Annotated in this window: 9 protein-coding genes and 1 pseudogene; 6 read left to right on the forward strand and 4 right to left on the reverse strand. The window is 45.9% G+C overall.

The genetic code is table 11. The features are described from left to right. Positions 1 to 378 (forward strand): annotated as a pseudogene (locus BT127_RS11930) (dockerin type I domain-containing protein); the annotation flags it as partial. A gap of 137 nt (positions 379 to 515) precedes the next feature. Here the strand turns inward: BT127_RS11930 and BT127_RS11935 are convergent. From BT127_RS11935 to BT127_RS11950, 4 genes are read right to left on the reverse strand one after another with little or no spacing between them, the layout of a single operon-like run. Beyond that, on the reverse strand, positions 516 to 1,379 hold the full coding sequence (locus BT127_RS11935; RefSeq protein WP_075425221.1) for an alpha/beta hydrolase: 864 nt from the start codon (positions 1,377 to 1,379) through the stop codon (positions 516 to 518). Beyond that, positions 1,354 to 3,087, reverse strand: a complete 1,734-nt coding sequence (locus BT127_RS11940) for a MutS-related protein (protein ID WP_075425222.1) — start codon at positions 3,085 to 3,087, stop codon at positions 1,354 to 1,356. The genes BT127_RS11935 and BT127_RS11940 overlap by 26 nt, the downstream gene beginning before the upstream one ends. A gap of 18 nt (positions 3,088 to 3,105) precedes the next feature. After that, a complete protein-coding gene (locus tag BT127_RS11945) occupies positions 3,106 to 3,840 on the reverse strand; it encodes a purine nucleoside phosphorylase YfiH/LACC1 family protein (RefSeq protein WP_075425223.1) in 735 nt (244 codons plus the stop codon). A gap of 34 nt (positions 3,841 to 3,874) precedes the next feature. Further along, positions 3,875 to 5,011, reverse strand: a complete 1,137-nt coding sequence (locus tag BT127_RS11950) for a glycerate kinase family protein (protein ID WP_075425224.1) — start codon at positions 5,009 to 5,011, stop codon at positions 3,875 to 3,877. A gap of 232 nt (positions 5,012 to 5,243) precedes the next feature. On the opposite strand from BT127_RS11950, the gene BT127_RS11955 reads away from it, so the two are divergent. From BT127_RS11955 to BT127_RS11975, 5 genes are all read left to right on the forward strand, one after another. Continuing rightward, positions 5,244 to 5,693, forward strand: a complete 450-nt coding sequence (locus BT127_RS11955; RefSeq protein ID WP_075425225.1) for a YaiI/YqxD family protein — start codon at positions 5,244 to 5,246, stop codon at positions 5,691 to 5,693. Then, positions 5,680 to 6,480: a TetR/AcrR family transcriptional regulator gene (locus BT127_RS11960; RefSeq protein WP_318257234.1), complete on the forward strand. Its 801-nt coding sequence runs from the start codon at positions 5,680 to 5,682 to the stop codon at positions 6,478 to 6,480. Before BT127_RS11955 ends, BT127_RS11960 begins: the two co-directional genes overlap by 14 nt. A gap of 55 nt (positions 6,481 to 6,535) precedes the next feature. Then, positions 6,536 to 7,237, forward strand: coding sequence for an ABC transporter ATP-binding protein (locus tag BT127_RS11965; protein ID WP_075425226.1), 702 nt, complete (start codon positions 6,536 to 6,538; stop codon positions 7,235 to 7,237). Next, a complete protein-coding gene (locus tag BT127_RS11970; RefSeq protein WP_075425227.1) occupies positions 7,237 to 9,948 on the forward strand; it encodes an ABC transporter permease in 2,712 nt (903 codons plus the stop codon). Before BT127_RS11965 ends, BT127_RS11970 begins: the two co-directional genes overlap by 1 nt. 223 nt (positions 9,949 to 10,171) lie before the next feature. After that, the gene (locus tag BT127_RS11975; RefSeq protein WP_075425228.1) at positions 10,172 to 12,451 is read left to right on the forward strand and encodes a glycoside hydrolase family 11 protein; all 2,280 of its coding nucleotides are present in this window, start codon (positions 10,172 to 10,174) and stop codon (positions 12,449 to 12,451) included. The last annotated feature ends 27 nt before the right edge of the window (positions 12,452 to 12,478 follow it).

Consider the following 12,478-nt stretch of genomic DNA (forward strand, 5'->3'; position numbering starts at 1 on the left):
GAAGCTGTTCAGTCCTATGAAGAAGAGGAATGGGAAACACCTGAATATCCTGTAACAACTATCCCTCCTTTAGCAGGTACCATGGTTGCATCACCGCCAACACCTGCTGATACTGAAACAGAGCCTTTTATTATACCTCAACTTTCTGATGCGGTAGATGTTCCCAACGGCGATGTTAATTCAGACGGAGAAACAACTCTTGCAGATGCTCTGGCAATACTCCAGTATATATCTAATCCAAGCAAATATGAGCTCAGTGAGGATGAACTTTTACAAGCAGACGTATTTAATCCCGGCGACGGAATAACACCTATGGACGCACTTGTAATACAGAAGCTTGATGCAGGCTTGTATGATTCACTGCCTGTAATAGAGTAATAATGTATTTTAATTAATAATAATTCAAGGACTCTTTGGGTAATGTCATTAACCTAAGATAATCCGTCAGAAATGCAATATAAAACAGGACAGGGAGACTTCTCCTTGTCCTGTTGCTGTTTATGCATAAGATACGGTTATTTCAGAACGCTGCGGAAAAAATCCAGCTGCTCCTGATTGGCTTTTACAGCGTTTTCGTCCCTGATATTACAGTGGAAAACGTGACCGAGCCTGTTATTGTCATCGCCGTAAATCTTTGAAATGTACCTGACTCCCATTGCTTTCAGGGCATCCTCCATAGGCTTCATGTCGTTCTTCATGAAGTCGTTGTTAGCGGTCAAAAGGAAGCAGGGCGGATAATCCGCTGTAACATGGGCGGTAAGGTGAAGAAGTCCAAGAACCTTTTCCCTGTTCTCTTTCGGAAGAATATCGACGTAGAAATCAGCCTTGTCCAGAGCTGTGTAGCATCCGCAGTTCAGTCCAAGCGCGCGGAGTTTCAGTCCCTTTGGAGCTTTTACGGGAAATTCCGATGCATACTTGTCATTTGTCAGTATACCTGCATATACAGCGATGCCCGAAGCACCTGCGGAGTCGCCTATGCCGAACAGCGAATCTGTATCCAGTCCGTACTTCTCAGCATTCTTCAGTACAAAGCGGAACACCTCGTTTATATCTTCAAATGCAGCAGGAAAGCGGTTTTTCGGTGCAAGACGATAGCTGGGGTTGACTACCGCAAAGCCTTTTTCAGCCAGTGACATGCAGTAATAGCGGTAGGTCTCTTTGGTGCCGTATACCCATCCGCCGCCGTGGAAGTTAACTATAGTCGGCAAAGGAACGCTTTTTCCTTTGGGACGGTAGATATCAAGAAGTCCATACTTCTTATCCCTGCCGTAAGTGATATCAAAGAAACACTCGATACCATCGGGGACGGTCAGTCCCTTATCCCTTGCATCGTCGCTTCGCTTGCACATCATTTTAAATATCATTGTTTGCAGTGACATGGCTATTCTCCTTTAAATCGAGATTTCCCATAAGCTGCTCGAAGGTTATCCCGAAACGATAGGCTATTTCGTGAGCGTAGCTTTTGCCGTCTGGTTTCTTGTAGCTTACCTTGTATGAACGTTTTCCGTTATCGCTTTCCATGACCAGACTTACCGCCTTACAGACTGCATTTTCAGTTTTACCGTAGGAATCGGCTTTTTCCGCAAGCTCGTGCATATGGGTGTTGAATACGGTACGTGCCCCGAGACAGCAGAGGTACTTTATGGCGTCCTCGGCGATGTACAGCGACTCAGTGTGGCTTGTGGTAGCAAAGGATTCGTTAAGAAGAACAAGGCTTCCGCTGTCGGCATTTTTGCTTATCTCGCAGAATCGTGAAGCTTCTTCGCCAAGGCGTCCGAGGGAGACGGTGTGTTCTTCCTCCACAGGGAAATGAGTGAATATACCCGTACACAGTCTCACTGCCGCAGAGGATGCAGGCACAAAGACACCGCTCTGATACAGAAGGAAAGCAAGTCCTATACCCTGAGTGAGTATGGTCTTTCCGCCGCGGTTGGGACCTGTAAGCAGCTGAACGGTCTTATCGTTGGTGAACTCGATATCATTGCACACTATCTCGTCGCTGACAGTACCGATAAGGCGGCATATAGCCAGTTTTACGTTATAAAATCCGCTGAATCGTGTATCGTCCTCTGAGCTTTCTCCCATACAGCAGGGAAGTCCGTCGGCAGTCAGCTTGCGTTCAAGCTCGATAAACCGCAGATAGAAAAGCACTTCATCCGCAAGTTCGCCGAGAGCCTTTCCGCTGATATCCACGTATTTGTTCAGTGTCTTTTTCAGCTTGTCCGTCATTGAAGGGAGCATACGCTCGATTATCTTGTTAAGGTTGTTCATAAGGGGACTGTCCGATGCGGTGTAGTCGGCAACAGAGGCAGCCAATCCGTCTTTTTGTGCGATAAGGAACCTGAATTTCTTCACGGACTTGTTAAGGCTGTCCCCGTGAGTTTCTATGGAGAAGGGCATCAGTTCCTTATCGTTTATCCTGTCTTTCCTCTGGTACTTTATGAAGTTTTTCAGTGCGCTCTGTTCAGTGAACCAGAAGGAGTTCAGGGAGATTATGCCTGTCTCTACGGGGTAAAAATCGTTGTTGAGATTGACACCGATAGTCAGACTTTTTACGTTGCTTATCTCATCGGAAATGATACCGATATCCTTTGTGAGCTCCTCAAATCCGCTGTTGTTATAGATACGTGTCACCATTTCCGCAAAGCGTTTCATTCCTTCCGAGCGGAATTCCACACCGTCCACAACTTCTTTCAGCATGTAGATGGAACGGATGTAGCTTTCGAGTGATTTCAGTCTTGTTAGGAGGTCATAGATAGTGGAACCCTCGTCGATGCGGTTATTGCGGTCACGAACGTAAAAACGCATGGAATCGAAGATATCATACATGCGCTCACAGACATCGTAATGCTCTCTCAGGTCGGAATAGACCTTTCTGCGGTATCCCACAACTTTCATATCGCAAGGCATATCAAGAAGTATATTTGCTATGACTTTCTGTTCGGCACCGTTAGACGATAGATTTTTGGCAATGAAATCGATATCAAGATCGTTTGCGGTACATTTGCCGAGTCGGAAGCATGCTTTTGAATCATCGGGAAAAAGAAGACTGAGATCAAGACTATAGGTATTCATACTATCTTTCATATATGTACTCCTTTAGAATTATTTCATCATGATAAATGCAAGATCTTGCCTGCCCCTGTCGCCGCGCCTGTAAGAGTAAAAATCCGTGTCGTGAAAAGTACATTCCTGAGAGGCTGATATGTTTTCCACGGGAATGTGTTCTTTCATCGCCTTTAAGCGTATAGTCCGTGAGAGGTCGAGATACAGGCTTTTCTCACGGTAAGCAAAGAGTGCTTCGAGTTCATTTTCCGTAAAGTTATCCGCAAATGACCTCCTGACTTCTTCTCCGACTTCATAGCATCCCGAACAGATATGCGGTCCGATGATGACATGTATTTTTTCGGGTGAAGCGCCGAGCCACTGCATTTTAGCCACAGCGTTATGAACGATGAAGCCTGCCGCTGAACGCCAACCGCAGTGCAGAAGTCCGATGACGCCTGCGCTTTCATCCGCCAGATATACAGGTACGCAGTCGGCGGCGATTATACTGAGGACGAGTCCCTTTTCGGCAGTTATGAGACCGTCCACCTTTTTCAGCTCGTTGTCCTTTATAACCCCCGAGCCGCCGTGTTCAGCGCATACTATCTCTGTTTTATCACCGCCTGCCTGATAGGGACGGACTATATTTGTCAGTGGGATACCGAGTCTGCCGCTAAGTGAGATGTAGTCGCATGTAGGCGGATCGAAAGGCTCGTTTCTCGTCCATATACCTTCATTTCCCGAAGTGAATCCGCCGTATGCGAAGCTGTTGTTAATAAGTGTTATTTCTTTCATGATAGCTCCATAGGTCCGACAGGTGAAATGCAGTTCACCTGAAAAGTTTTATTGTTCTGAATACCTGTTCGGCAGTATCTGCAAGGGAAGCGTATGCCGCGGAAGTGTCCATAGCCTGTTCGAGAGTGCATACGTTCCGCAGAACAGGAAAGAAAGCATCGATACACTGTTCGTTGCAAAGCTCCGCGCCTTTACGGACTGCACCGCTGAAGGCTATAACAGGCTTGCTGTACTTTTTTGCAATGGCGGCTATCCTGACGGGAGCCTTACCCATTGCGGTCTGACTGTCGAGGCATCCTTCCCCCGTTATAACTATGTCCGCAGTACTTATTTCGCTTTCGAGACTTGTTTCACGTATAATGAGGTCCGCACCCGAACGCAGTTCCGCATCAAGGCAGTACATCAGTGCAAATCCGAGACCTCCTGCCGCACCTGCACCTGCCGTATCGGGTGAAGCGGACTTGTTGAAGGTCTTCATCAGTTCGGCATAGCGGCGGAGATATCCGTCCATCCGGACAATCATTTCGGAGTCCGCGCCCTTCTGTGGAGCGAATACCGCACTGCATCCATTTTCGCCGCAAAGGGGATTGGTAACGTCGCATGCAACATTGAACCGACACTCTTTCAGCTCATCAGCGGCATCCGAATCGGTAATGCGTACAAGCTGCGAGAGACCTTCCGCACCGTGACCGACCTGCTGTCCGTTTTTATCGAGCATCCCGAAACCGAGCGCCTGTAAGCAGCCGATACCGCCGTCATTAGTGGCACTTCCGCCGATACCGATGATGAAATTACGGCATCCGCGTTTAACGGCGTCCATTATCAGTTCGCCCGTGCCGTAAGTTGTGGTGTGCATGGGATCACGTTCGGCTTCTGAGATCAGAGTAAGTCCCGAAGCCGCAGCCATTTCGATAACTGCCGTATTATCGGGAAGAATACCGTATCCTGCGGTGACGGGCTTTCCCAGCGGACCTGTGACCTCTGTACGTATCGTCTTTCCGCCGAGACCTGACACAAGTGCTTCAACAGTACCTTCACCGCCGTCCGCCACAGGTCTGATGACCGTATCGGCTTCAGGGAATACACGGCTGATACCTTCTGCTGCGGCCTTTCCTGCATCAAGGGAAGAAAGACTGCCTTTGAAAGAATCTGTTGCAATAACTATTTTCATAACATTGTCACCTCTTAACTATAAAATCATTATAACATTATTCGTTACTATTGTAAACAGTTTTTATTTATGGTATAATGAATGCAAATGCATTCATTATACTTTATCCGAATTCCCTTGCAGATACGCAAATCTATGATTTGCTCCCTGCAATCGGGAAATTATACCATATGCGCTTCGCTTATATGGCATAACGCTATTCAGTAGATCAACATTACAACAGGAGAAACTTATGAGGATATTTATTGATGCGGACGGCTGTCCCGTAGTTGACATCACGGTACGTCTGGCGAAAAAGTACGGTATAGGCTGCACCATAATATGTGATACCGCCCATTCGATACAGCGGGACGGTGCAGATACGATAATAGTGGATAAAGGTGCGGACAGCGCAGATTTTCGCCTTGTCAACCTTGTTTGTGCGGGAGATATCGCTGTAACTCAGGACTATGGACTTGCGGCGATGTGTCTCGGGAAACGTGCGATAGTCCTCAATCAGGACGGCAGACAATATACAGAGGACAATATCTCGGGACTCCTTGAATTCCGTGCGGTATCCGCAAAGATACGCCGAAGCGGCGGCCGTACAAGGGGACTTTCCAAGCGCACTCCGCAGCAGGACAGGGACTTTGAAGGTGCCCTTACTGAACTTATGACGGCAGAAAAATATGAAGGTCCTTAACGGACGTCCGTTCTTCTACAGAAACGTAGAGAACGGACGTTTTTATATATGCGGTTATGTGGAAAATGACGAAAAAACAGTCGGACGATTGACAAATCAGAGGATGCATGATAGAATAACAGTGTTACGTAACACTGTTATCAACGGAGGCGAGCCTATGGATCATGAAAATGAAAACCGTGAAAAGCTTATCTTATGCGCTAAAAAGGAATTTATGGAGAAGGGCTTCGAGAAAGCCTCGCTTCGTGCTATAAGTTCCGCAGCAGGTCTTACGACCGGTGCGGTATACTTCTTCTTCAAGGACAAAAACGGACTTTTCGGCGCTGTAGTCGATGAACCCCTTCAAAGGATAATCAATGCGATAAAACTGCATTTTTCCGAGGATCTGGAGACCGATGTTTCGGACTATGAGCATACGTCTGGCGACCATGACGAGTTTGCCGAGACAATGATATCGGTTCTTTATGCGGACAGAGAAGCAATGATGATCCTGCTTGACAAGGCAACGGGTTCACGCTATGAAGGTATAGTCGACCGCTTTGTGGAAATGATAGAACAGCATAATATCGCTCTTGCTGAGACCTATGCGGCTGCTTTTCCCGATAAGCGAATCAACGAGTATATGCTGCACTGGTTTTCACATGTGCAGATTAATGCATTTGTTCATCTGCTTATCCATGTAGATGACAAGGAACAGGCTGTAAGGAAAATAAAGCCTGTCATGGATATGCTTGTTGACACATGGCTGAAATATATTTTTGAGAATAATGATACGGTCGGGGAGTGAAAGCTCCTTGACTGATGCACATGAGTTAGCGTGTGCTTACTAAGGAGGAATATGAATGTATCTTGAAGTAAAGGATGTAAAAAAGAGTTACGGAAGCGATACCAGCTATATACAGGTTCTCAAAGGCATCAGTACGGGACTTGAAAGAGGTAAGATGTGCGTTATACAGGGCACCAGCGGTTCGGGAAAATCAACTCTCCTTAACTGCATCGGCGGTCTGGACACTATGGACTCGGGTTCGATAACTGTGGACGGCACTGAGATATTCGGCATGAAGCCTGCACAGCTTTCCGATTACCGGCGGGACAATCTGGGATTCATCTTTCAGTTCTATAACCTTGTACCCAATCTCACCGTAAGGGAAAATATACAGATATGTCAGTATATCGCTGAAAAGCCCCTTGATATAGACGAGCTTCTCGAAGTTCTCGGACTTACCGAGCATCAGAACAAGTTCCCTGCACAGCTTTCGGGCGGACAGCAGCAGAGATGTGCAATTGCAAGGGCACTGGTCAAGAATCCGAAGCTCCTTCTCTGCGACGAGCCGACAGGTGCGCTGGACTCGAAAACAAGCCGTGATATACTTGTGCTTCTGGAGCAGATAAACGAGAAATACGGGACTACTATGCTGATAGTTACACATAACAATTACATAAAGAACATGGTACATAAGGTCATCATCATAAAGGACGGACTTGTCAAAAAGGAATACGAGAACGAGAAAAGAGTCCCTGCCGCAGAACTGGAGGACTTATAATGAACAGGGTGCTCAGTAAAAGACTCCTTCGTGACCTGCGGAGCAATTTCGGCAGATATCTTGCATTGCTGCTTCTTATAGTAATGGGAATATATCTTGTTGTATCGATAGTTGGTTCAGCGGAGGTAGTCATTCAGGGAACAGAAAACAAGAAGTCAGTCAATAAGGTGGAGGACGGTCAGTTCGCTGTATTCCTGCCACTTACGGATGAGGATATGTCCCTGCTGACAGAGGACGGAACACAGATAGAGCCGATGTTCTCGCTGGACCTTAAGACCGGAGATGATGCGACACTGCGTCTGTTTAAAAACAGGGAGAATATCGACCTTATACAGCTTGACGAGGGCGAACTCGCCTCACAAATGGGTGAAGCGGTCCTTGAAAAGGGCTATGCCTCCGCACACGATATCCGCGTGGGGGACACTGTGACGGCAGGCGGAGTTACCTTCACCGTTACAGGTATTGGTTCGGTGCCCGATTACGATATGTGTATCGCACATTTCAGCGATTCAGCAGTTGAAAGAAGTGCATTCGGACTTATCTTCACTACTGCGGAGCAGTATGACGAAGTGAAGTCGGGAGGCGGCGTAAATGCAGAGGAGTGTACCTACGCTTACCGTCTTGGAAGCTGCACGAATGACGAATTCAAGGAGAAAATAAGGGATATAAAGATAACTCCCGAACAGGTTGAGGATAAGTATTTCCGCGAGACTGTTGACGAGATGCTTGAGGACCGCAATAAGCTTGAGGACGGTATAAACGAGCTGAATGACGGTTCGGCGGAGCTTTCCGACGGCCTTGCGGAACTCAGTGGATACAGTTCGGATATGCGTGATGCGGCAGATAAGCTCTTTGAGGGTTATCTTGAACAGGCAGGCTCGTCACTTGCGGCTATGGGACAGAATATCACGCTGACAAAGGAAAACTATCATGATACTCTTGAATCTCTTGTATCGGCGACGCACTCCGAACAGCTTTCGGCACTGCTGAAAAGTATCGATGAGATATCGGAATTCAGGAACGGTATATACGATTACACCGAGGGTACAGATTCCGCCGCAGAGGGTTCGGCAGAGCTTGCAGACGGCGTTAAGGAACTGAAAGAGAAAACGGATGAACTTCTTGATGATGTGTTCAGCGTTGACATAGAGAATCTCACTTCCTTCGTGACCGCAGAGGACAATATCCGTGTCGGAGGTGCCGCAGGAGATATGGTCATGGACAAGAATGCGGGACTTATTGCAGGAGTGATAGTTCTCATACTCTTTGCCTATGTCATATCCGTATTTGTAGTTCATCAGATAGAGCGCGAACAGAGCGTCATCGGCGCATTGTACGCCCTCGGAGTAAAGAAAAAGGACCTTATGCTCCACTACATCACAATGCCGACTATTATCGCACTTATTGCGGCAGTTATCGGAGCTGTGCTCGGATTTTCACCCATTGGTATCGGTACGCAGGTGAAGGATACATACAGCTATTTCTCGGTGCCTTTTTTTGATATGGTATATCCGCCCTATCTCATAGCTTACGGAGTTGTATTGCCCCCGGTGATATGTGCATTGGTCAATGCCTTCGTTATCAATAAGAAGCTCTCGAAAACTGCACTTTCACTGATGAAGAACGAACAGTCCGCAGGCAGTTACAAGCAGTTTACACTGAAAACAAAGAGCTTCCCGAAGGTGTTTGCGATACGTCAGCTCGTAAGGGAATCAAGGTCCGCAGTTACAATGGTGATAGGTATGCTTGTATCGATAATCGTCATCATGCTGGGACTGGACTGCTATGTTATGTGCTGCGGCGTAAGGGACTATACTGCCCTTGATACGAAATACGAATATCAGTATCTTTACAAATACCCCGAAAAGACTGCACCCGATGAAGGCGAACCTGCATATATCGAGACACTCACTATTGACTGTATGGGATATACTCTTGATGTATCGGTCATAGGTATAGACGGCGAAAGCAGGTTCTTTGACGCAAAACCCGAAAAGGGCAAGACAAAGGCAGTTATCAATTCCTCTCTTGTGGAGCGTTACGGCTACAAGGTGGGGGACAGAGTGATATTCAGCGATCCTGCGGCAGATGCGGACTACAGCTTTACCGTTACGGGTATCAGCGAATATTCCGTTGGCTTTACAGTATTCATGGATATCGGAAGTATGCGGGAGCTTTTCGGCAGGGATGAGGACTACTTCAACACTGTCTATTCCGATAAGGAGCTTGATATCGATGAGGGAAGGCTCTATTCGGTCAACACGAAGGAAGATGTGGAGCGCAGTGCAAGTGTATATGTGAAGCTCATGTTATCGCTGGTCAGAACTCTTATAATTGCTGGAACGATAATTTTCTGCGTAGTTATGTACCTTATGATGGGAGTAATGATAGACAGGTCCGCAATGGGTATATCCCTGATAAAGATATTCGGATACCGTCCGAAGGAGATAAGAGCGCTTTATCTCAACGGCAACCTGTTTGTGGTTGCGGTGGGAGCGCTTATAGCAGTACCCATTGCCAAGAAAATTGTTGATATGATATTCCCGATGTTCATACCGAATGTGGCGTGTTCGATGAAGCTTGCATTTCCGTGGTATCTTTACCTGATAATTTATGCGGCGGTGATCGTTATATACACGATAATAAACAGGCTTCTCATAGGCAAGATAAAGAAGATATCACCTGCTGAGGTGCTTAAGAACAGGGAATGATGCGGAAAAAAGCCTCCTTGAGATGCGTTTCTGTACGAACCCGCTCATGACCTTGCCAAAAATAATGCTCATAATTGCGATAATATATCAAAAGTGAGCAATAAATAGCTTGATTATTATGCTTAAATGATATAAAATATAATATAATAAGTACTCAATAACCGTCATCAGGCGGTTATTGCTCCAACAAATTATTTAGAGACACACTTAAGGAGGTATTGTTATGGGCAAAGTTATAAGACACGCATTATCTGCTGTTACTGCTTTGGCTGTCGGAGTATCGGCACTTGCTGTATTCCCCGTACAGGCGGCTGAGGACGGCGGCATCGTTACAGCAGTTTCTGAACAGGATGATAGTATCATTCATATTACCGAAGCATATTCCGCTGATGGTTGCACTGTACTTGATCCTGAGCAAAAAGGTGAATTTTCATTCGATGTGAATAAAAGGAATTACAATTTCGATCTTGAATGGAAGGATACCGGAAATGTTACTTACTTAGCAGGTGACGGTATGCATCTGGGATTCAACATGATGAAATACTTCTATCTGAATTACAGCGGTCAGATAGACTGCAGCGGCGGTTATGGATTCGGAGCAGCATTTTTAAGCGATGTGGAAATAAATAGATTAAGTTTTACCGGCGACAAAAGAAGTCTTGACCATGCCGATGTTCATATCTATGAATCCTATTCGGGATTAACTATATTTGAGGATGACGAGCTTTTAGGATCTGTTGAAGTTAACGGTGCTGAGTATGATATTTATCAGACAGATGAAGAAGTAAACGGTATGAAGATAGATGTACTGAATATAGTACGCAGGGAGAGCCTTGCAGCAGGATCTTCACTCAGCGGAAAGATCGATTTAAAGGCATTTATCGATGCACTGGCCGACAAAGACATCAGACTGATGAATTCGTCCTATCCGCAGATGATGCTCTTTACCGAAGGCGGAAGCGGTTCGGCTGAAATTACAAGAAACGAGCTGATATCCGTACCCTATACCGATGATATGGAGGTGCCGAATTATGACAACGAGGGCAGAACAGCTTATCGTGACGGCACGACCTATACTTTCCTTCAGGACGACAGATTCAGCAGAGGAAATATGATCGCTAAGGAGGACGGCACCGCTTTATGTACATATTTCAATGTTGATCCCGCGGCGGACTGCCTTTTCAAAAAGGGTATCGTAAAGGAAAACGGCATTGCTTATGATGATGTCAGGGTTGAGTATGTAACAAGTATATCCAATGAAAGGGAAAATAATCTGTATGCAGCAGGTATCAACTTCGATTTTGCAGATACCGAAAGTGAATTCTATATCGTTCATGCAAGAAAATCGGACGATTTTATAAAAGACGCAGAGCTTATAGGTACTTTTGAAATAGATGACCTGGAATATACGATGTACAAGAAGTCATTCGATGCACAGAATATCCAGTCGGGTGATACCTATACACAGTATTGGTGCGTATCTTCGTATGTAAGCAATCATATCGGATATACAATGCATGCAGATGCCGACCTTTCAGACTTTGTCAAGGCATGGGAGAAGCTCGGAGTCAAAGCAGGAGAAAAGCTCTGCGGAGCAAATGCCTTTGCTGAGATATTCGGAAAGGGCGACGGCAAATTCACTATTGAAGATGTAAATGTCGATATAAAGAAGCCTTCTGAAAGCAATGATGTTGTTCTGAAGGATGATCTGACAAAAAACGGCTACAGATACTATGCAACAGGTGCGGTCGATAACTGCACACTTGAAGAAAACGGAACCATATCAGCTGATATCTTCCATGAACACGACGAGATGTTCTCAGTTGGCAAGGGCTTTGATTTCGGCGAAAGAGAGCTTGAAAACACCGATGCTTCGGGACTCGTCCTGTCCTACAAGGCCAAGGTAAGCACCGACGGCAGATACTGGATAGGGGCATACGGCAGAATGAGAGGCATAGATGACGAGCTTAACGTTGCTTATCATATCATCGATCATGCAAACTATGATCCCGTACCTCCGACAGCAATATACTGCGGCAGCAAAGAGATAAACGGAGTTTTTTACAGAATGTATGTAGACCATACAAAAAACACTTTCGGCTCTGGCAGAAGAAGCGTTGACGAATACTACAGCATAAGAGATAATCTTTCATCAGATCAGACGGATTTCAGCGAGATAATATATCTTGACGATCATATAAAGGCATGGAGAGAATTTGAACTGACGGCAGGCAATATAAGCTCTGCATACATCAATGCAGATATGGGCGGTGTCGGCGGAAGTTCTATCGAAATATACGATGCAAGAATATCGGTTTTCGGTTCCGAGCCTGATGATTATATCGGCGAGTTCGATACAAATGATGCAGATCTTCTGAACGGTTTCCTTCTCGGTAAAAACGTAACTATCCCGAAGGGCAAGAATTACGATCTTAACGGCGACGGTGCGATCAATTCCTTTGATCTCATAAAGCTCAGACAGGTCCTTGCAGAGAGTATGTGATATTTCTGATTACAAAACAAAAGTCCT

The sequence above is a fragment of the Ruminococcus sp. XPD3002 genome (assembly GCA_900119535.1).
In the GTDB taxonomy this organism is placed as follows: domain Bacteria; phylum Bacillota; class Clostridia; order Oscillospirales; family Ruminococcaceae; genus Ruminococcus; species Ruminococcus flavefaciens_H.